Annotated in this window: 17 protein-coding genes and 1 CRISPR repeat array; of the genes, 8 read left to right on the plus strand and 9 right to left on the minus strand. The window is 56.1% G+C overall.

Annotation, left to right across the window (positions count from 1 at the left end; genetic code table 11):
• Positions 1 to 185 precede the first annotated feature (185 nt).
• From KO116_RS20370 to KO116_RS25190, 5 genes are all read left to right on the plus strand, one after another.
• Positions 186 to 1349, plus strand: coding sequence for a glycosyltransferase family 4 protein (locus tag KO116_RS20370; protein WP_035564135.1), 1164 nt, complete (start codon positions 186 to 188; stop codon positions 1347 to 1349).
• Complete coding sequence (locus KO116_RS20375; protein ID WP_035564134.1) at positions 1312 to 1851, plus strand: phosphatase PAP2 family protein; 540 nt, start codon at positions 1312 to 1314, stop codon at positions 1849 to 1851. The genes KO116_RS20370 and KO116_RS20375 overlap by 38 nt, the downstream gene beginning before the upstream one ends.
• Positions 1852 to 2906: 1055 nt before the next feature.
• Positions 2907 to 3038 carry an entericidin A/B family lipoprotein gene (locus tag KO116_RS20385; RefSeq protein WP_008956940.1) on the plus strand — a complete coding sequence of 44 codons (132 nt, stop codon included), beginning with the start codon at positions 2907 to 2909 and terminating at the stop codon, positions 3036 to 3038.
• A gap of 5 nt (positions 3039 to 3043) precedes the next feature.
• On the plus strand, positions 3044 to 3574 hold the full coding sequence (locus KO116_RS20390; RefSeq protein WP_035564130.1) for a YqiA/YcfP family alpha/beta fold hydrolase: 531 nt from the start codon (positions 3044 to 3046) through the stop codon (positions 3572 to 3574).
• 86 nt (positions 3575 to 3660) lie between these two features.
• Positions 3661 to 3828, plus strand: a complete 168-nt coding sequence (locus KO116_RS25190; RefSeq protein WP_144408617.1) for a DUF6435 family protein — start codon at positions 3661 to 3663, stop codon at positions 3826 to 3828.
• 14 nt (positions 3829 to 3842) lie between these two features.
• On the opposite strand, the gene ntrC is transcribed toward KO116_RS25190, so the two are convergent.
• The 4 genes from ntrC to glnA form a co-directional block, all read right to left on the minus strand.
• The gene (ntrC, locus tag KO116_RS20395) at positions 3843 to 5270 is read right to left on the minus strand and encodes a nitrogen regulation protein NR(I) (RefSeq protein ID WP_035564128.1); all 1428 of its coding nucleotides are present in this window, start codon (positions 5268 to 5270) and stop codon (positions 3843 to 3845) included.
• Entirely contained in the window at positions 5263 to 6324 is a 1062-nt protein-coding gene (gene glnL, locus KO116_RS20400) for a nitrogen regulation protein NR(II) (protein ID WP_035564127.1), read from the minus strand. The genes ntrC and glnL overlap by 8 nt, the downstream gene beginning before the upstream one ends.
• A gap of 221 nt (positions 6325 to 6545) precedes the next feature.
• Complete coding sequence (locus KO116_RS20405; protein WP_035564126.1) at positions 6546 to 7094, minus strand: DUF4124 domain-containing protein; 549 nt, start codon at positions 7092 to 7094, stop codon at positions 6546 to 6548.
• A gap of 161 nt (positions 7095 to 7255) precedes the next feature.
• On the minus strand, positions 7256 to 8662 hold the full coding sequence (glnA, locus tag KO116_RS20410) for a glutamate--ammonia ligase (protein ID WP_008956934.1): 1407 nt from the start codon (positions 8660 to 8662) through the stop codon (positions 7256 to 7258).
• A gap of 533 nt (positions 8663 to 9195) precedes the next feature.
• On the opposite strand from glnA, the gene KO116_RS20415 reads away from it, so the two are divergent.
• The gene (locus KO116_RS20415; RefSeq protein WP_035564125.1) at positions 9196 to 9819 is read left to right on the plus strand and encodes a hypothetical protein; all 624 of its coding nucleotides are present in this window, start codon (positions 9196 to 9198) and stop codon (positions 9817 to 9819) included.
• 36 nt (positions 9820 to 9855) lie between these two features.
• On the opposite strand, the gene KO116_RS20420 is transcribed toward KO116_RS20415, so the two are convergent.
• Entirely contained in the window at positions 9856 to 10884 is a 1029-nt protein-coding gene (locus tag KO116_RS20420; RefSeq protein WP_035564123.1) for an acyltransferase family protein, read from the minus strand.
• Positions 10885 to 11048: 164 nt separating this feature from the next.
• On the opposite strand from KO116_RS20420, the gene KO116_RS20425 reads away from it, so the two are divergent.
• Together KO116_RS20425 and KO116_RS20430 are read left to right on the plus strand one after the other, a co-directional pair.
• Entirely contained in the window at positions 11049 to 12044 is a 996-nt protein-coding gene (locus KO116_RS20425) for an alpha/beta hydrolase (RefSeq protein WP_035564121.1), read from the plus strand.
• A 45-nt stretch (positions 12045 to 12089) separates the two neighbouring features.
• A complete protein-coding gene (locus KO116_RS20430; protein ID WP_035564119.1) occupies positions 12090 to 12392 on the plus strand; it encodes a hypothetical protein in 303 nt (100 codons plus the stop codon).
• A gap of 233 nt (positions 12393 to 12625) precedes the next feature.
• Positions 12626 to 19006: direct repeats of the CRISPR family, unit length 29 nt; unit sequence CGGTTCATCCCCGCTCGTGCGGGGATCGG.
• A gap of 110 nt (positions 19007 to 19116) precedes the next feature.
• Here the strand turns inward: KO116_RS20430 and cas2e are convergent.
• Genes cas2e through cas5e form a run of 4 tightly spaced genes read right to left on the minus strand, consistent with a single transcriptional unit; the run spans position 19117 to position 21782 of the window.
• On the minus strand, positions 19117 to 19410 hold the full coding sequence (gene cas2e / locus KO116_RS20435; protein ID WP_035564117.1) for a type I-E CRISPR-associated endoribonuclease Cas2e: 294 nt from the start codon (positions 19408 to 19410) through the stop codon (positions 19117 to 19119).
• A complete protein-coding gene (gene cas1e / locus KO116_RS20440; RefSeq protein ID WP_035564115.1) occupies positions 19411 to 20331 on the minus strand; it encodes a type I-E CRISPR-associated endonuclease Cas1e in 921 nt (306 codons plus the stop codon).
• Positions 20332 to 20340: 9 nt separating this feature from the next.
• Complete coding sequence (gene cas6e, locus KO116_RS20445) at positions 20341 to 21030, minus strand: type I-E CRISPR-associated protein Cas6/Cse3/CasE (RefSeq protein ID WP_035564113.1); 690 nt, start codon at positions 21028 to 21030, stop codon at positions 20341 to 20343.
• Entirely contained in the window at positions 21030 to 21782 is a 753-nt protein-coding gene (gene cas5e, locus KO116_RS20450; protein ID WP_035564111.1) for a type I-E CRISPR-associated protein Cas5/CasD, read from the minus strand. The genes cas6e and cas5e overlap by 1 nt, the downstream gene beginning before the upstream one ends.
• Between the last annotated feature and the right edge of the window lie 3 nt (positions 21783 to 21785).

Genomic DNA, 21785 nt, shown 5'->3' on the forward strand with positions numbered 1-21785 from the left:
TTTTTATGCTCTTTACATAAGATTGTCATCTTAATTTAACATTTAACTGTTATTTAAGTGAATAGTTACCGCCCTTTATAAGCTCATTATTATTTGCATGTCATCACTTATTCACCTGTTTGACTCGGCAGTGTCATTCACTCTGCCCACACTGCATAAAAACGTGATAAAGGGATGGATCGCTTATGCGGCTCTGCATCGTCAGTGAAACATGGTCACCGGATATCAATGGCGTTGCCCATACGCTGAGCCGGTTAAGTTACGAACTCCGCCGGCAAGGAGTGCCGATTGATGTTATTCGTCCTCGCCCAAGAACCCCAAGTCATGCGACGGGGGTGAACAGCGAACTGCAAGTGCAACGCCTTGCTTTACCCGGCTACTCCGATGTACAGGTGGGGTTAGTCACACCCGCCACATTGCGGCGCTTTTGGGGCCAACATCGCCCTGATGTTATCTACTTAGCAACCCAGGGCCCGCTCGGCTGGGCTGCTCGCCAAGCAGCGCGGCGGCTCAATATCCCTCTAGTGGCGGGTTGGCACACGAACTTTGATCACTACTGCGAAGATTATGGTGTTACTTGGCTGGCATCGACCACACGGCGCTACCTTCGCTACTTTCATAATGGCTGCGACCTAACGTTAGTGCCTACCCATCAGCAAGCTAATACGCTTCAACAGCAAGGGATCCGGGATATCCATGTACTTTCACGTGGGCTAGACGGAGAGCGCTTCTCGCCTGCTCATCGTGATACACAATTGCGCCAGCGCTGGGGCGTAGGCGAACATCAGCCGGTCGCACTTTATGTTGGTCGGTTAGCCGCCGAAAAAAACCTCACCCTGCTCCATGAAAGCCTTCAAGCCATGCGCGAAGTGCGTCCCGATATCGCTCAGGTCATCGTAGGCGACGGCCCTGCGCGGGCACAGCTGGAAAAAGCACTGCCGGACGCGCATTTCACCGGCTTCGTGGGGCAGGAATCGCTGGCTCGCCACTATGCCAGTGCCGATCTGTTTATTTTCCCCTCACTTTCAGAAACCTGGGGGAATGTGGTCGCAGAGGCAATGGCCAGCGGCTTAGCCGTGGTGGCTTATGAACATGCTGCCAGCGCCGAACTCATTAATAGTGGCTATAACGGTATTACCGTTCCCGCTGGCAATAGCGCTGCCTTTCAGCAGGCAGCGGTCGAGCTGTGCCAGCACCCCGCTGACTACGCGCGCCTAGGTCGAGTAGCGCGTTTACGTGCACTTGAGCAGAGCTGGACAGGGATTGCAGAGCAGTTTCTGCGTTATTTACACCAAGCCCAGGAGGCTCACCATGCGCCCGCGTCCGCTTGTCGTATTCGACCGTCTTGACTTATTAGAGTGGCAATTATGCCAGCGCGTATCGCGGCTCTCGCTGTATCGCCCCTGGCGCATTACTCTGCAAGCCGCCAGCCGCTTAGGTGATTGGCCGGTATGGGTGCTGCTGATTCTGGCCCAGCCCTGGCTTCAACCAAACGGCTCGTGGCGGTTGATGCAGTACAGCGTTATTGCGCTGTTTGCCATAGCCGTATATCGCCTGGTAAAAACACGACTCTGTCGTGAGCGGCCCTTTATTACCTATAGCGAGGGCATTCTGTGCTGTGAACCGGCACGTGATCGTTATAGTTTTCCCAGCGGCCACACCATGCATGCGGTGATGTTTAGCGTATTAGTAGCCGCTCACACCCCCTGGCTACTACCGGTGATCCTACCGCTATCCCTGCTGATTGCGATCTCCCGCGTCGGGCTGGGGCTGCACTATGTGAGTGATGTACTGGCAGGCGCTGCATTGGGCTATGCCTTTGCCTTGGTCAGCCTTTATTGGATGGGGTAATGGCCGTTTTCTTGCGACTTATTTTTACCGCTTATTAACCGTGGGCTGGCTTGCATTTGGCTTGCTCTATTTCGAGCGTATGGTGCCTGAGCGAAGCAAAGGCCGTTGGAAGCACTAACGCAAAATGCCCGCTGACGCGGGCATTTTAGTTATTTTTAAATAATTGTTATGGTTAGAGCAGTTGGTTAAATGTCGGGGGGCATGTCATCGCGCTCGTCCATAGTGGCCATGAAAGATGTCTTAAACATCATATACACACCCACCCCCGAAAACCCTAAGAACAAAACAAACATGCATAACATCAATGCCATCGCCATAATCTTGTCCCTGTTCGTGTGCGGTCGTTACGTTGACGTTTTCTAACCGCGACATTTGGTTTTATCGAAAGGATAGACTAAAACACAGGTTTTATCTGTACGAGAGCTGTGTGTACAAAAGCGATGCAGAACGCTAAATTTTTAAAATATTTAAAAATCAACTACTTATAATATTATACGCACGCAAAAAGACCACCCCGTTTTTACGAGATGGTCGTTTTGCACCGATTCCACTCCTTGGTCTGATGAACAGCGCCTCCTTGCGCTGCAACCAGTGAGTGGGCGGATTGTCCTTTAACTTCCTGTTTGTCTTTCGGCGTCCTGCCTTCCTTTTTTCTCTCAACCCACTCACTTAGTTACTAATAACAATTATCTAAACGGCTAGAGCTAAACAACTGAACTTCTACGCAACTACTCAGTAGCTGCAGGGACTGCGCCAAGCCATGCCAATAATCAACATTAATAATTAAAAACAATAACTTAAAAACAACAAACATCTCCAAATAGGCTAATTTCCCTGCACTTTTGATGTGTAGAACTGGCACATGCGACATAAGCACACGTTATCAAGACACATCTATCTAGCTGAAACACATTAAAATGATGGCGAAACGGCGCAACAGCGATTATTTTTGCTAACGAACCTTCCCACTTTGCTATAAAAAGGCTTTGCTTTAAAAAGTGTCCAGACAGCTCTATCAATGTTTGACGCACGCCCATGCCTTTGAGGAAACCGCTATGAAACGTACTATTGCGCTTGCCATACTCGTCATGACCACACTTCTGTTGGTAAGTGGTTGCAATACCATTCGGGGTGCTGGTGAGGATATCGAACAGGGTGGAGAAGCTATCCAACGCTCAGCGAGCTAAACGTGATGATGACTGTTTACTTATCCCACGGCCTAGAGAGCGGCCCAGGGGCACTTAAAATCCAGGCACTAAAAGGCGTTGCTGAAAAACTAGATGATTGTGAGCCCGTGGTAATGGACTATCGAGGCATGGCAGAGCCCCAGCAACGTCTTCAGCATCTTTTACAGGTGATAGCCGAGCGCGGTGATGACCCTGCCCACTGTGTACTGGCAGGTTCAAGCCTGGGCGGGTGGCTAAGCGCGGCCGTCAGCGCTCAGCAGCCCGTATTAGGCTGTTTTTTGTTAGCCCCCGCGTTAGGCATAGCCGCCTACCCTGAAACGTCGCCCACCATCCAGGCACGCCACACGCACATTGTTCACGGCTGGCGCGATGATATCGTTGCCCCTGAACCGGTGATTGAACGTGCTCGCCTGCAGCGGCTGTCGCTGAGAATGGTGGACGATGATCACCGCTTACACGCCAGCCTCGACACCATTTTGGTCGATTTTGAGCGCTTTCTATGTCAATGCAGCGCGGACTCTCAGAACGACGCATAACCGCTGACCAAAACAAACATTCGACACAAGCAACCAAAACCTATACAAATGGTGTACACCAAAACCAGATAGTGAGGAAATTGCTTATGTTTGGCATGTTTAAGCGCGACCCCAAAAAGAAACTCCAGCAAAATTATGAGCGTAAACTGCAAGCCGCGATGGAAGCGTCTCGTAACGGCGATATGCGCGCCAATGCCACCCTTACCGAAGAAGCTGAGGCGATATTGGCTGAGATTAAACGCCTTGAGCAGTAACGACTGCTTAGCCTTTACTCGTCAGCCAGTGCTGGCAGCAGCGTTTTTAATTTGCGGGTCAGTGTATTACGCCCCCAGCCAAGCAGTTCAGCGGCTTCACCTTTGCGTCCACCGGTATGCTTTAAAGCGGTTTCAATCAGAATCCGCTCAAAATCGGGCACCGCCTCTTCCAAAAGATGGGTATGGCCTTCGGCCAAGGCATGATCCGCCCAGTCGCGAAACGCCGTACGCCAATCGCCATGGGCGCTACTTTCGGAAGCGCTTGGCGAGCGCAGTTCCTGCGGCAAATCTTCAACAAGGATTTCACGCCCCGACGCCATCACCGTCAGCCACCGGCAGATATTTTCTAACTGCCGCACGTTACCGGGCCACGGCAAGCGTGTTAGGTGGGCTTCCGCTTCACTGGTCAGCACCTTGATATCGGTAGTCAGCTCTTTCGCCGCTTCGGCCAGAAAGTGCCGGGTTAAACGCGGTATATCTTCGCGCCTTTCAGCTAGTTTCGGCAGGTGAATACGGATCACGTTCAGGCGGTGGAACAAATCCTCCCGGAAGCGGCCATCTTCGACCAATACTTCTAGATTTTGGTGCGTAGCGGCGATGATTCGCACGTCCACTTTGACCGGCGTATGCCCCCCGACGCGATAGAACTCGCCATCCGCCAGCACGCGCAGCAGGCGCGTTTGGGTTTCCGATGGCATATCGCCTATTTCGTCTAAAAACAGTGTGCCGCCGTTGGCCTGCTCAAACCGCCCTTGGCGCTGCTGTGCCGCCCCGGTAAAAGCGCCCTTCTCATGGCCAAACAGCTCCGATTCGATCAAGTCGCGAGGAATCGCCGCCATGTTCAACGCGATAAAGGGTTTACCGGCACGCGGGCTATGCTGATGCAGCGCCTGGGCAACGCGCTCTTTCCCCGTCCCCGACTCCCCGTTGATTAACACCGTGATATGCGAGTGAGAAAGACGGCCAATGGCGCGAAACACCTCCTGCATCGCGGGCGCTTCACCAATAATCTCAGCGTTTAAGCCTTCCGGCACGGCGACCGGGCGTTGGCGTTCCCGGGCGTGGGCCACGGCGCGGCGCACCAGCGCCAGGGCTTCATCAACGTCAAACGGTTTGGGCAAGTATTCAAACGCCCCGCCCTGATAGGAGGCGACGGCGCTGTCTAGGTCGGAATGCGCGGTCATCACGATCACCGGTAGATCGGGATGCGCCTCGCGTACTCTCGCCATTAAGTCCAGGCCGTCGATGCCTGGCATACGAATGTCGGTGACCAGCACGTCAGGAGGGCTTTCGAGTAAACGCGCAAGGGCTGTATCTGCACGCTCAATACACTCAACATCGAGATCGGGCTGCGCCAGGGCGCGTTCCAGCACCCAGCGGATAGCGCGGTCGTCATCGACAATCACCACCCGCGCAACATCGGTACGTGTAGCCTCAGTCATGACGCTTCTCCGGTAAAATTATTACCAATGGAATCAGTAAACGAAATTCGGTATGTCCGGGTCGTGAGTCGCATTCAATCAATCCTTGATGTTGGTGCAAAATCGACTGGGCGATCGATAACCCAAGGCCACTGCCTTCTGCGCGTCCTGATACCATCGGGTAGAACAGCGTTTCCTGCAGCGTATCGGGAATGCCTGGGCCGTTATCAATCACCGAGACTTCACTGACTAAACGGTGGCGTTCCGCCCCGAGGGTAAACTGACGCCGGGCGCGGGTGCGCAGTATTAAGGTAGTTTCAGGGGTTTGCGCATCGCTCATGGCTTGCACGGCGTTGCGCGCCACGTTGAGGACCGCTTGAATCATCTGAGATTCATCGCCGGAAAGGTCGGGCAAACTGGGGTCATAATCGCGGCTAATAACAACGCTGGGATGCTCGGCAATTAACAGCGCGCGTACACGCTCCAACACCCGGTGAATATTGACCGGCTCATGCTTAAGCACTCGGTTAGGACCCAGCATGGAGTCGACCAAGTCGCGCAGCCGATCCACCTCTTCCACAATGATATGGGTATATTCGCGCAGCGCCGGATCGTCTAAATCCCGTTCTAACAGCTGTGCAGCACCACGAATCCCGCCGAGCGGATTTTTCACTTCGTGAGCAAGCCCACGGGCCAATATCTTGATGGTTTCTTGGCGAGTGGTTAGCGCCTCTTCACGCGAAATCTGCATCAACCGATCCCGCGGCTCCACTTCTAACAGTAACTCGTCGTCCGATAGCGGCGTCACGGTGTAGTCGACCGTCAGCGGCTCACTGTTCAGCGGCGTAATACGCGCTTCTCGCTGGGTGTAAGGATGAAACGCATCCCGCGCTTTAGCCAATACCTCATCGATGCTGTCAACACCGCCCAGAAGCGTATCTAGGCTGATGCCGTGAACGCGGCTTAAGCTAACCGCTAGTAAGGCTTCAGCGGCAGGGTTCATCCAGCGCACACGCAGCTCGCCGTCCAGCAGCAGTACCGCCGTGGTGAGATGTTCAAGCAAACGCTGATGCATGGTGGTGTCCTGAGAAATTACGTCTTCCATCGCCGTTGCAGACCTACAGGTGGATAATCAATGAGGGAACTGCAAAAAGCGCGCCAATTATACATTTATGCCTAGTTGCACGGCTTGCGGGCATAGCCATAAAAGAAGATGGATCGTTTTAGCGCAATCACCGCGCCAAATGCCGCCACAAGCGCACCAATTTAGTGCATCCGAGATTTTAACCACCCGGTCTAAGGAACCGTAATCGTCACTGCGGGCGTGCGATGCTGTAAACGTTGGCTACTATCCAATAGCTCTGCTTGAAGCTCGTGCTGCCCCGCAGGAAGCCCTGTTAACCAGAAAACATCACTGTGCAGCGCGGTCTGGCTAATCTCTCCATTCACTATCAGCCGCACTTGGTGGTCATCGCGCAGCGGAGGCGCAATGGCCACTTCCACCGCGGTGCTTCGCTCCGGCAGCCGTGCGCCTTGCTGGGGCAGCGCAATCGAAAAGTGGTCATAAGGCATAAAAGGCTGCCCTGGCTTGCCACGTGGGCGCTCAGTAGCGGGCGTTGCCACACTGGCCGTAGCCGCGCTTAACCCAGGTGGTAGGCTTGGCAACGGTGCCAATTCCAACGCCTCACCGCCGCGGCCAGGGTTATCGGTAAACGTAACGTTACCGTGCTCATCAATGACCCTGAAAACCGTCTGCCCGAAAGCGGCACCTGAAATGATGGTCGCCTCAATGCTCAGTGCAGCAGCCATCAAGAAGCTGATCGCGCACGTGGTTAGCTTGCCCATACCGCTCCTCACACTTGTCACAACCTCAATAACGACAAAACCCCGCCGAAGCGGGGTTTTGATACTATTTTGATCAACTGCATTTTTATCAACTGCGTCTTTATCAACTGTTACCAGCGCCTAGCTGATAATAGCAGCCAGGCTAGGGGTTAATACGCTGATTAGCAGCTGTAGTACATATCAAACTCGATGGGGTGCGTCGTCATACGGATACGCTCCACTTCTTCCATCTTGAGCTCGATGTAGGCATCGATCATTTCGTCGGTGAACACGCCACCTTCGGTCAGGAACGCACGGTCAGCATCGAGGGCTTCCAGTGCTTGATCCAGGCTGTGCGCTACGGTCGGTACTAGCTTGCCTTCTTCTGGCGGCAGGTCGTACAGGTTTTTATCCATAGCATCGCCAGGATGGATCTTGTTCTTGATACCGTCGATACCGGCCATCAACATGGCAGAGAATGCCAGGTACGGGTTGGCAGTCGGATCAGGGAAGCGAGCCTCAACGCGCTTGCCTTTCGGGCTAGCGGTGTAAGGAATACGGATTGAAGCAGAACGGTTGCGGGCACTGTAGGCCAGCATTACCGGCGCTTCAAAGCCTGGCACCAGACGCTTGTACGAGTTGGTAGAAGCGTTAGTAAAGGCGTTCAGGGCACGAGCGTGCTTGATGATGCCGCCGATGTAGAAAAGCGCCATTTCAGACAGGCCAGCGTACTCGTCACCGGCGAACTGGTTCTCACCACCTTTCCAGAACGACTGGTGAACGTGCATACCAGAACCGTTATCGCCTACCAGCGGCTTCGGCATAAAGGTCGCCGTTTTGCCATACGCGTGCGCCACATTGTGGATCACGTACTTCATTTCCTGAACTTCGTCAGCTTTCTTCACCAGCGTGTTGAATTTAACGCCGATTTCGTTCTGACCCGCGTTGGCAACTTCGTGGTGGTGAACCTCGACCGTCTGACCAATCGCTTCCAGGGTGTTACACATCGCGCCACGAATATCGTGGAAGCTATCAACCGGGGGAACCGGGAAGTAGCCGCCTTTAACGCGCGGGCGGTGGCCCAGGTTGCCGCCTTCTACCTGGCTATTGGTCGCCCAGGCGCCTTCGTCAGACGTGATTTTGTACATGGAGCCCTGAATGTCAGACTTCCAATGTACTTCGTCAAAAATAAAGAATTCAGGCTCAGGACCGAAAAACGCGGTGTCGCCCAGGCCAGTAGACTCTAGATAAGCTTCAGCGCGCTTAGCGATGGAGCGCGGGTCACGATCGTAGCCCTGCATAGTGGCCGGCTCGATGATGTCGCAGCGCAGCACCAGCGTCGCATCTTCGGTGAAGGGGTCGAGATAGCCAGTGCCATCTTCCGGGCGCAGAATCATGTCGGATTCGTTAATGCCCTTCCAACCTTCGATAGAAGAGCCATCAAACATCTGGCCATTCTCAAAGAATTCTTCGTTCACATCGCGAGCAGGCACAGTAACGTGCTGTTCTTTGCCGCGTGTGTCGGTGAAACGCAGATCTACCCACTTAACATCATGTTCTTCAATTAGCGCGAGAGTCTTGGCTGACATAGAGTCCTCCGGTATGAGCGTGGCTTAAAGCTAACGACTGTAAGCTACCGATAAATGTGTTGTTCGACAAAATACGCGCTAAACCGCACGTTTGTCATTCTTGTTCGCTCAACGTTTGCCTGACATTAGTGAACAAATCGCTCAGCGAGCATTTCAAACCGGCTATCGTTTTAGCACGTCGTAGGACTTATGCCTACGGCCCGCTAGCCGCTTGCAAATATAATGCAGAGAGCATGCCAACTCTGCACCAATATGGCATAGAAAAACAGCAACCAATTGTTTTATAACTGTTAAAAAGTGGATCAGGATGCCTCTTGATGACGCAAAGCGGCTAAATACAGGCCCGGAAGCTGTTTAAGAAAGGCATGACGCACCAATACAGAGCAAAAATAATGCCTTATGCGCCAATAAAGTGCATAAATAATAGTGAGCCCTCTTTTTTGGCTCGCAAGTTTTTTTACTTGCTACGCAAATAAGCCAGCTACTACAATAAATTACAATTTGATAGATTTGCTCACAATCGGAGTCGGCAAATGGGATCGGTTTGCTTTATCGTTGATGCCATGGTGACGGGTAACATGTTGCCACGCCACTTAAAATCCATACGTGATTCTGGCGTAGCCGACCACTTGCTGCCCATTTTGGTAACGAGCACGCAAGCCCATGCGCGTCTCAGCTCGATTGAGCAGCGTTACCACACTCATTGCTTGATCACCCCCAAGCTACCACTAGGCGCACGCCTCAATAAAGCAGCCTTTGCCAGCCAAGCTGAGTGGTTAATTATTGCGCTGCAGAAACAGCCACTGCCTGCCAGCCTCTGGGGCTCACTCTACCCGCAATTGAACACCTACAGCCTTGATGCCTTAATTGTTGGCCTTGCTCAGCCATCATTAGCCAAACGCATCCTGCGCCGCTTATTGGCAAGCACGCTGCTGTTACCGCCCTACATCGCCGTCAGGCGGGCCTGGCTTGAGCGCTTAGGTGGATTTGATCCTGAGCTGGATGACGCCAGCGCGATTGACGATTTTTTACAGCGCTTGCATGACTGCCCCACTCGCCTAAAAACGTACAGCGGCCGCTTGCTTAGCCAGGCCGATGAATACCCATCCGCCATGCTGCCTAACGACCCGGATCTCGCTTACACATCGAAGCGGTAAGCCGTGCCTTTCGATTTATGCACTAACATTTTCCCATTAACGAACCTTCAAGCGCTTGCCAAACAGCATCGCTCCCAGCGTGGTGGTATTCGCCAATTTATTAAGGGCCACCGACCCGACGAGACCCACGACGATGAGTACCAGCGCATACACGCCAATCGGCAACGACAAAGGCTCAACCACCAGATCGGCAAGCACAAAGAACATGGGGTGGGCCAAGTAAATCCCAAACGAATACGCATTGATGTGGCGCACCCACAACGGCGCCGGGCGCCCAGCCAAATAACGCATGGCGCAAAGCGTAAACAGCACGAAGAATGGGATCACCCACACCTCTTTGGATGAAAACGCCAGCCAACCCGCAAACGTCGCCGCTATAAGTAGCGCCACCAACAGCACCAACCACGCCGGGTGCGCCAATTGCTGCATCCAGGTGGGCCGCTCAGCGAGTACCCCCTCTGGGGCTAGCGGGTAGTAGCGCACTAGCACCAGCGCCAGGAAAAACACATAGATCCACCCCAGCGGGGCGATCCACAGCAGGTAGCCGGGCAAATCAACATCAAACCAATAAGCCAGCCCCCAATACGCCATGCTGATGACGCAGGCACCCCACAACCATGGCACCGGATTTAATCGCCACAGCTGCCAGCGGGTAAACAGCCAATAAGCCACGTAAAACTGCATCGCAATAATCAAAAAATAGCCATGCCAGCCCGCATAAACGTAATACTCGATAGCATTAGCCACGAACCCCACCGGCTCATCCGACGTCTTTTGGCTTAACCATTCAGCGGTGGAATAAATAAAGCCATACACAAAGTACGGCACCATCACATACTTTACGCGCTGAGTAAGAAACCCCTCCGGCACGGATTTATCGTAGCGAACAGCAAACACAAAGACCGATATAAACAAAAAGATTGGCGTACCCAGCACTAACGGCAGGCGCATTAAATCAGTGGCGACATTATCGAGGCGTTGATTGACGTGATCTAATAAATGAAACAAAAAAACGGCTATACAGCCGTAAGCGCGCAACCAATAGATCTCTTCAACTTTTCGCATTGGGCCTCCCGCCGCTACATACGCCTAACCTGCTATTCTGCATAACTACTCTGTGTAACTATGCTGCGTAACGAGTCTGCATAACAACTTGGCATAACTACGATGAACAACCATTGCCGTCGCGCTGTCCGACTTTATTAAACTATTTTAATTCCGGAGAAAACGTGTTCATCCCAAAACCACCTTTCCTCTCCTACCGATGTCGCACCCTACTCACCACTTTGATTGGGTGGCTAACACTCAGCGGGCACAGCTTGGCAAGCGACGTTGAGCACCATCACTTTTCCTCACCCACCCTCGGTTACGACTACCCCTATAGCGTTTATTTACCTGATAATTATGACACCCAGGCAACCACGCCCTATCCCGTCATTTACATGCTACACGGCTCCTTTGGCACCGACCGCGACTGGGTTTCCCGCGGCAATCTTCAACAGGTAGCCGACAGGTTAATTCGCGCAGGGCATATCCCCCCAGCAGTTTTCATTATGCCCGGTAGCCGCAGCTGGTGGGTAGATGGCCACAACGAACCCGCCCGTAGCGCTTTTTTTAATGACCTAATGCCCCACGTGGAAGCTACCTATCGCGTTGGGCAAGAACGCCACCTACGTGGCGTAGCGGGGCTTTCCGCCGGTGGCTACGGCGCGCTTAACTTCGCCCTAGAACGGCCTGATTTATTTGCTGCCGTCGCGGCGCTAAGCCCCGCAAGCTACGTCCCCCTACCACCGCGCAACTCCTCCGCCTGGCGCCACCCAGCCTTTATAAATGACCAAGGGCAATTTGACCGCGAGCTTTGGGAAACCCTCAACTACACCGCCCATTTAGAAGAATACCGCCTGCGTGTCACCCCCCGCGGCACCGATGAAGAAGGCGACCTTCCCCTCGTACCACTGTATATCAGCGCCGGGCGGAGCGACGTTTACGACGCAGAATTTCACGCCCGCTTACTCCGTCAAGCCATGGAGCGCATTCAACCCAACGCCGTAAGGCTCGACCTTTACCCCGGCGGCCACACATGGCAGGTTTGGCGCGCCAGCCTACCCGCCGCACTCAACTTCTTATTTCAGTACGTGGGTCAGCCCAATAATGTAGCGGCAGCTGAAGAGACGGCGGAACAAGCAATGCCTGTCGAAGAAAGCCCTGATGAAGTAAGCAGCTGAACGCACTACACTAAAGCGACATCCAACGTAACAAGGAAGACGACGATGCATCAGCATATAGAATGGGATAACCCAGGTAGCGCCAGCGTAGCGGAGTACTTTAAAAACGACCCCGACCATAACGCCCCCGACCCAGGCGACATTATTTCTGCCCGCTACCAAGGCGTCATGGTACGCATCAAGGTAGAAGCATACCGCGAAGATGACGCAGTAAGCATTGGTGAAGTCGTCGCGATCATCGACGCCAAAGGCGGCCGCCACCAAAGCCACAGCAAGCTCGATATCGGCCACATCGTCAGAGTTCCCGACGACAAACGCGCCATGGAAACCCCGCCGAAAGAAGATTAACACCTAACGTTTTGCCCCATTAAGCATGCACAGCCACCCAACGCGCGGTGGCTTTTTTTTTGTGGTTCCTAGCCACTCTTCAGAATGGGAGTATCTCTACCATCCTGATAATTGCACTGATAGAAGGTAGCTTTCGCTCACGCCCCTTTAGGCTGCCTGGGCGGCAGATATTATGTTAAGACCCGCGAGCGAGGGGAGCGGGCTTGCGTGATGAGTGAAGAGGCAGCTGACGCTGGTTCATCCCCGCTCGTGCGGGGATCGGGTTGTAATCGCGCCGGCGCTGAAAAATCACCGGCGGTTCATCCCCGCTCGTGCGGGGATCGGCCCAATTTAAGAGAAAACGATCATAAATGAATCGGTTCATCCCCGCTCGTGCGGGGATCGGGTGGAGTTCTGACCATGGGCCTCTTTATTTACCGGTTCATCCCCGCTCGTGCGGGGATCGGGTGGGTGCAGTAGTAGCAGTAGCCGCTCTAGGCGGTTCATCCCCGCTCGTGCGGGGATCGGGGCGCGGTAGTCGTCTGCGGCTAGGTCTTTGGCGGTTCATCCCCGCTCGTGCGGGGATCGGAGCGCCTGGCTGCTCTCGCTGCCGAATAACCGCGGTTCATCCCCGCTCGTGCGGGGATCGGGGGCATCCGGTCGCGCCTGGATAGTGATCAGTCGGTTCATCCCCGCTCGTGCGGGGATCGGTGTCTCGGCCTTCTCAGCGGCTTCTTTAGCCACGGTTCATCCCCGCTCGTGCGGGGATCGGGAGGGTATAGCTGCGGTGGGTGACGGGCGCTACGGTTCATCCCCGCTCGTGCGGGGATCGGATGAAAACATCACAATATACACGCACACTAGTCGGTTCATCCCCGCTCGTGCGGGGATCGGATGGTACGACCAGGGCTCACCGGGTCCTTCGGCGGTTCATCCCCGCTCGTGCGGGGATCGGCCAGCCGCCGCAGGGCTTGCCCTGGTTGGTTTCGGTTCATCCCCGCTCGTACGGGGATCGGGTGGGAGATTAACAAAGTCGCCACTCGTGGTTACGGTTCATCCCCGCTCGTGCGGGGATCGGCCAGCGGGACGGTGAATTCCTAGCGCTCGAATCGGTTCATCCCCGCTCGTGCGGGGATCGGCATGGCCCAACATGTCGAGCATTTTCTATCCCCGGTTCATCCCCGCTCGTGCGGGGATCGGTCTGCCAGAACGGGGGAGACAATCACATCAGGCGGTTCATCCCCGCTCGTGCGGGGATCGGGCGGCATGACGACGACAGCTCCCGACCCAATTCGGTTCATCCCCGCTCGTGCGGGGATCGGTCATATTTTTTATGAGGAGACAAAAATACCGCCGGTTCATCCCCGCTCGTGCGGGGATCGGGCGAGAAGATGCGCGGGGAGCCGGTAGGGCAGCGGTTCATCCCCGCTCGTGCGGGGATCGGATTCGACGCAAGGATGGTGGGCGGCATACAGGCGGTTCATCCCCGCTCGTGCGGGGATCGGCCGTCCAGTCCATCATGGGTGCCACACTGAACCGGTTCATCCCCGCTCGTGCGGGGATCGGTGTGCAGTTGACCGCCAAAATGATTAACGAGACGGTTCATCCCCGCTCGTGCGGGGATCGGTCTAGGGCTTTGCGCTGCTCTACCGGGCTGGCCGGTTCATCCCCGCTCGTGCGGGGATCGGAGCTTCTGTCATCCCTGTACGTTCAGCCATATCGGTTCATCCCCGCTCGTGCGGGGATCGGGTTGCTCTCCTCGCAGTCTCCCTTGGTGATTAACGGTTCATCCCCGCTCGTGCGGGGATCGGCTTAATTTATGGGGACTAACTCCTGGTAGGTACGGTTCATCCCCGCTCGTGCGGGGATCGGCTTAATTGAGTCGATGGCTTCGCGGCTCATGCCGGTTCATCCCCGCTCGTGCGGGGATCGGCCGATCGAGCTGCTGTCTTCTGATGTTTTTGGCGGTTCATCCCCGCTCGTGCGGGGATCGGGCTAGCTTTTTATATGATTATTAAAATTAAGCCGGTTCATCCCCGCTCGTGCGGGGATCGGCCCGCCAACTCAGCCTCTACATTTTCACCAAACGGTTCATCCCCGCTCGTGCGGGGATCGGTTCAAAAGGTTCATACTCGCCAGAATAAGGACCGGTTCATCCCCGCTCGTGCGGGGATCGGAATCTCATCAAAGTAGTTCAGGTTGATGAAAACGGTTCATCCCCGCTCGTGCGGGGATCGGAGGTCTGTCGGCTTGGGGATTCTCCCGAGATCCGGTTCATCCCCGCTCGTGCGGGGATCGGCGTCTATTGGAAAGCCCCAACCCTGAACAATCCGGTTCATCCCCGCTCGTGCGGGGATCAGGTGCTGCGTGTTGTGAGGATTGTTTAATGAATCGGTTCATCCCCGCTCGTGCGGGGATCGGGTTATTTGATGACCTCCACCCATCTAATGCATCGGTTCATCCCCGCTCGTGCGGGGATCGGTGATATAGAAGTTGGAGAGATACCCACGCCATCGGTTCATCCCCGCTCGTGCGGGGATCGGTTGCCCTTGGCGGTGGGCTCTATGTATGTGAGCGGTTCATCCCCGCTCGTGCGGGGATCGGTTGGCGTCCAGCATGCCGATCGTGCGCAGCTGCGGTTCATCCCCGCTCGTGCGGGGATCGGTTCATCAAGATCGCGAGTCGCTTGAAATAGTCTGGTTCATCCCCGCTCGTGCGGGGATCGGTCAATAGAACCCGCAGATATGCCGTTCCCGTCCGGTTCATCCCCGCTCGTGCGGGGATCGGCCATGAATTGCTACCACCTGGTGCTTCCTCTTCGGTTCATCCCCGCTCGTGCGGGGATCGGCACGCGTGACGGCGAACGCGCCATCATGAACATGGTTCATCCCCGCTCGTGCGGGGATCGGTCCGTGACCCTGCAGACCGACTACATGGGCAGCGGTTCATCCCCGCTCGTGCGGGGATCGGCGACGGAACATATCGAGCTGCGCCAGAACCGACGGTTCATCCCCGCTCGTGCGGGGATCGGGCAGGCGAGGCTGTTTATGACGTCGGAGAGTTCTCGGTTCATCCCCGCTCGTGCGGGGATCGGGGCATTGGCCGACGACATGGTAGCCGAGTTCCCGGTTCATCCCCGCTCGTGCGGGGATCGGCAATGCATCCGTGGGCGTGCCCCAGCTATAGCCGGTTCATCCCCGCTCGTGCGGGGATCGGGCGTTCAACGTGCGCCGCTAGCTGTTCGCATTCGGTTCATCCCCGCTCGTGCGGGGATCGGTCAACGCTGGCCCGAAAGGCCAACGCGGGCGACGGTTCATCCCCGCTCGTGCGGGGATCGGCATTAACGTCCAAGGGAAAGTCTGCCCATCATCGGTTCATCCCCGCTCGTGCGGGGATCGGCCCCCGGCTACCAATTTCAGATCCAAAACCACCGGTTCATCCCCGCTCGTGCGGGGATCGGGTACTCAGTGTCCGTAGCCATTAGAACCACGCCGGTTCATCCCCGCTCGTGCGGGGATCGGTTCAAACCAGGGGAAGAAGTGGAACCTGTAGTCGGTTCATCCCCGCTCGTGCGGGGATCGGGACATAAGAGCGCGTCGAAGGCACGCAGGAGGCGGTTCATCCCCGCTCGTGCGGGGATCGGTCGCGTATCGGCAACGATGGTGCGGGGAATGCCGGTTCATCCCCGCTCGTGCGGGGATCGGGCGTTCCAGCTCGCGCTCGGCCTCGGCGTGATCGGTTCATCCCCGCTCGTGCGGGGATCGGCGCATAGTTTCACCGCGTTCCGCTGCTATCATCGGTTCATCCCCGCTCGTGCGGGGATCGGGACAGTTCGACAAAACCACGGGAGATGGACTACGGTTCATCCCCGCTCGTGCGGGGATCGGTCCTGTATGGACCGGCAGTTGCCCGTGCCAGCCGGTTCATCCCCGCTCGTGCGGGGATCGGGTTGATTGTGTTGGGAACGTAATGGGCCAGAACGGTTCATCCCCGCTCGTGCGGGGATCGGGCTGGCCTGGCTGTCGATCGCGCAGCCGTTGGCCGGTTCATCCCCGCTCGTGCGGGGATCGGGCCGCCAGAATCATCTTCACCATCCCCGCCATCGGTTCATCCCCGCTCGTGCGGGGATCGGGATGATCTCGCTAAACGATTCAATCTGCCTGACGGTTCATCCCCGCTCGTGCGGGGATCGGTCCGTGGTATACCCAGGCGACACAGCCACTTGCGGTTCATCCCCGCTCGTGCGGGGATCGGTCAGGCGGTCACTACACCGATGAAGTGTATGCCGGTTCATCCCCGCTCGTGCGGGGATCGGCGCTACGAATAAAAAGCCGCATCTTTTTCATCCGGTTCATCCCCGCTCGTGCGGGGATCGGGTCCAGTCCTTGAGGCAGTCATCAATCAGCGCCGGTTCATCCCCGCTCGTGCGGGGATCGGCTTTGATCTTGCAGCCCTGACGCCTACTGATGCGGTTCATCCCCGCTCGTGCGGGGATCGGATGGAGTACGCCGACGAGGTGGAGAGCAAAGACGGTTCATCCCCGCTCGTGCGGGGATCGGCGCAAAAGCGCGACGAGCTGGTGCAAAAAGAGCGGTTCATCCCCGCTCGTGCGGGGATCGGAACCGCAGCCCGCACTCGCTCACTCAGGGCGTCGGTTCATCCCCGCTCGTGCGGGGATCGGATGGGTGAAGTGACCGCTGATGATAACTACATCGGTTCATCCCCGCTCGTGCGGGGATCGGCGCTTCCAGCGCGTTGCCTTTGCGGTTTAGCGCGGTTCATCCCCGCTCGTGCGGGGATCGGTGCTGCTACTGAGGCTTTTACTTCTATTACGCCGGTTCATCCCCGCTCGTGCGGGGATCGGCGCAACACAGAGAACCCAGTCGGCGGTGCCCGCGGTTCATCCCCGCTCGTGCGGGGATCGGCGAGCTTCATTCCAGCAAACTCCGTTCGTATGCGGTTCATCCCCGCTCGTGCGGGGATCGGTACCAACGGGTGACACAACAGCAGGCTCCAACCGGTTCATCCCCGCTCGTGCGGGGATCGGTAACAAGCTGCAGTGCTGACACGTTGTGCAGGCGGTTCATCCCCGCTCGTGCGGGGATCGGACCGCTGTAAAACGGGCGACGCATCGTAAGCACGGTTCATCCCCGCTCGTGCGGGGATCGGGCTAGTGAAGCCAGTTATTTGGATACCAGAGAGCGGTTCATCCCCGCTCGTGCGGGGATCGGCGACCGCTGTTTCTATCCGTGCCTATAACGGTCGGTTCATCCCCGCTCGTGCGGGGATCGGTTTGCGCGACTCGGCGCGGGCTTGTTCGATCACGGTTCATCCCCGCTCGTGCGGGGATCGGTTTTGGTTTCGGCTTTGGCGCTTTTGTTGTAACGGTTCATCCCCGCTCGTGCGGGGATCGGGTTTATTACCCTGGTTTGTCTAGTGATAATAAAGGTTCATCCCCGCTCGTGCGGGGATCGGGGTATAGGCCGGGGCGATAGGGCATCTATCTACGGTTCATCCCCGCTCGTGCGGGGATCGGTGCCATTTAAAAAGCCCCATCGATTAATAGGGCGGTTCATCCCCGCTCGTGCGGGGATCGGTCAGGCGGTAGCAGCGACATAAACATACGAGCCGGTTCATCCCCGCTCGTGCGGGGATCGGACCGATAACCAAGACATGCCCATATCACGGCTCGGTTCATCCCCGCTCGTGCGGGGATCGGTATGAACCTGCGCCCATCCGGACGTGCATATTCGGTTCATCCCCGCTCGTGCGGGGATCGGAGCCCGCATCTTAGGCACGGGCATATTCACCACGGTTCATCCCCGCTCGTGCGGGGATCGGTGAGCTGGAGATGCGGAACCGCTGATATGAAACGGTTCATCCCCGCTCGTGCGGGGATCGGTTCGGCTTCCCCAACACGCTGAATTTCTACGACGGTTCATCCCCGCTCGTGCGGGGATCGGCGCGCCTGTAAGCTTCTGATTGTAGATAATTTCGGTTCATCCCCGCTCGTGCGGGGATCGGTTTATGCCGAAGATGGCCGGGGGGTATTTCAGCGGTTCATCCCCGCTCGTGCGGGGATCGGTAATCGAATGGCTTATTCATTGCCCATCAAGTCGGTTCATCCCCGCTCGTGCGGGGATCGGGCGTTAAGCAGGTCGGCAGCCGCGCCTGTAAGCGGTTCATCCCCGCTCGTGCGGGGATCGGGGACATAAAAAAGCCCCATAAAAGATATGGGGCGGTTCATCCCCGCTCGTGCGGGGATCGGGCCCGACGTGGGTGCAGATCCCGCCCGCCAGCCGGTTCATCCCCGCTCGTGCGGGGATCGGCCGTGCAATGTTGCTCTCACGCTTCGCATACGGCGGTTCATCCCCGCTCGTGCGGGGATCGGAAGCTCTTGATGCTCTGCGCCGTTTAAATCCGCGGTTCATCCCCGCTCGTGCGGGGATCGGATTGCTGAATATATTCAGCGGCATTTAGATGTGGGTTCATCCCCGCTCGTGCGGGGATCGGAAGATTCAACTTTATTACATCACGCGGCAAACCGGTTCATCCCCGCTCGTGCGGGGATCGGTACTTGTTCAGTGACTCAGTGGGTGGAGGCGTCGGTTCATCCCCGCTCGTGCGGGGATCGGACTTGCTGTAGATAGTTGATCTACAAAAAGAAAATAGCAGATAAAAAACCCACCAGCTATTTTGCTTACTTTTTAACCACATTAAATTATTAAAGATCAAATAAAATCAATTAGTTAACTTGTGGCGGCAAAAAGCGCACCAAACGTAGTCCGTCATGGTCGACCGGTTCTCGGCGATTTTCACCATAGGTTTGGAACTCAAACCCTGATTCATGGTTGCTGGCCCAGGCCATTGCTACGTTGCCATCTTCTGCCAGGGCTTCTACCTGCTCCCAAATCATTTCGCGGATGCGCCGGCTCACATCGCCAACGTAAACACCGGCTCTAATTTCCAAGAGCCACACTGCTAACCTGCCGCGTAGGCGCGGTGGTACAGCTTCTGTAATTACCACGAGCATTGCCATTTATCCGCTCCTATGCCCGGCATCGCCAACCGAAGGGGGTTCGGGAATCGCAGGCGGTACTGCATCAGGTGCTGGTGGCGGCGGCTGAATATCACCAGCGGCAAGCACATCTTCGATCATGGGGATTAAGCGCTGGAGTATGCGGGATTGCTTGAACGCATCGCGGCAAGCGATACGCACTTCTCTTTCCGGCATGGGCGGATTGCGCGCCGCCACTCGAAAGGCCGCAGGCACTACCGTTTCAAACTTCACGATGTCGGCAATATCGTACACAAAGCTCAACGGTTTGCCGGTGTGCAGATAGCCAATCGCGGGGGCGTAGCCTGCCGCCAAAATAGCCGCTTCGGTTATGCCATAGAGACAAGCCGTGGCAGCAGACAAGCACTGATTTGCAACATCAGAAGCCTCCCACTGTTTGGGATCGTAACGGCGTCCGTTCCATTTAACGCCATACTGTTTAGCTAACAGTTGATATGTTTTGCGCACCCTTGCGCCTTCCATACCACGCAGTTGCTCGATGCTGCGACGCGAAGGAGGCTCTTCACCAAAGCGCAGTTCAAACATCTTTCGCACTACTTTAAGGCGTAGCTTTTCATCCAACGCCAGCTGCGCCTGATAGAGCAATTTATCTGACCGCGCACCACCCGGTTGGCCAGCGCTATAGAGCCGTACGCCAGCATCCCCTACCCAAATCAGTAATGTGCCTACCGTAGCCGCCAGCTTTATTGCGGCATGTGAAACCCGCGTACCCGGTTCAAGCAACAGGCAAGCCACCGAACCCACCGGGATATGCATGCGCTCGCCATTCACCTCATCTATGACGACAAAAGCACCGTCGCGTACATCTATCTGCCCCATCCCGATAAAAATCATCGACATTCGGTCTTTTTCGGGAATGGGCTTTAGCGGAATAAAGCCCATGTTGGTCTCCTAAGGTCGGCGCAGTAGTAGCAAACCACCACCAAATGCTTTGGCCCGCCCAATGCCGTGGGCCATTGTTTCGACTAGCTTTCCTGGATTGGTAACTTCCAGCAGGCCTTCGTAATCCACCGTTGAGAACTGAACCGGCTTGCCGCTCCCTTTATTCAGCACATGCTGGCGGTAGGCACCCAACTCTGGCGTAACCGGCAAGCTAAAGCCCCATGTTTCAGCGCGGTTTTCGAGCCACTCACGGGCTTTGCCATTCATCGCATCAACACAGGCCTGGCTGGTGCGCTGCCCCGGCGGGAATGGCTTTTTAGCTGCCATTAACACATCGGCACGCTGGCCACGTTGTCCAGGCACGGAAATCGCCATTGTGGGGTTAGCGCGTAGGCGAAATGCCAGTCTCTCGCCCACCTTGAGTTCTGGCGCGTAGGGTTTGCTCTCTGCAGTCAGTAAGCCTGCCACTGATACAGGTTCACGATCTGAAAGAACATAAAATAGCGGTAGTCCTTTGGGGCCTCTACTCTCTTCGGCTTCTTCCAGCTCTTGCCTAAAGACAAAGGGCCGTCGCCCTTCGTAGTCAGGGAATAGCTGCCATAAAAGCTGGTGAGCCGTATAGGCTTCAGCGTTCATCACATCAAACAGCTTGTCGCGAGACAGCCCGTTCAGGTCAACACGTACACGTGAGAGATACATTAGCGCGCCTCCTCTGCTGCTATGGCCCGGCGAAACTCTAACCGGGGGCCAAACTGCCAGCGCCGACGATTCAACGGCAAATCCCACACATCGTTGTACTCTGCTGCCTGATCATTGCCGTCTAACGTACTGGCTTCTCCCTCCCAGGCGTAGAGCGCTTCATCGGGAAAACGCAGAGCCTTTCTGTCTGCTTGGCAATTGACCGCTAGCTTAGGGAACGCTATATCAAGCGCTTCTTTAAGCGTGTTGCACTGCCGACGCTGGGGTGCAAGCGGCGCAGCGGGCGGGCAGGATTTTCGCCCTAGATAAAGTGGGTAATGGGGTGTTTTTAGCGCTTGCTCAAGCTCAGAAAGCGTGAGGGTTGACGCTGGCGTTAGCCACACAGCTACTGTCCATAGACCATCACAGCGATAGTCCCGGCTAGAGAGGATCGTTTTCAGCGCATCGCGCGGCGCGCTTAACTCTTCTTTGCGGGTGTGATAGCTCACTTTTGACTGCGCGGCAGGCATCTGCACTGTGTGGTAGTCGCGCATCAGCATACCGGGTGTGTACTGTTTTACGCCCATGGCAATGCTTTCCCGCAGTTGCATTTGGCCTGCATCGTCGTCTCGGCGAATACCCAGCGCAGCCCCAAGCAAACCCAGTACGGCACCTTTACCAGGGTAAGTCGCGGTAGGGCGCGTTTCACCAACGGCGGCTTCCCCCCAACTGGCTAGGGGCGAATAGAGCCGAAAAATAAGATAGTCGGTCATGCC

This window comes from Halomonas sp. KO116, assembly GCF_000734975.2.
Taxonomy (GTDB): domain Bacteria; phylum Pseudomonadota; class Gammaproteobacteria; order Pseudomonadales; family Halomonadaceae; genus Vreelandella; species Vreelandella glaciei.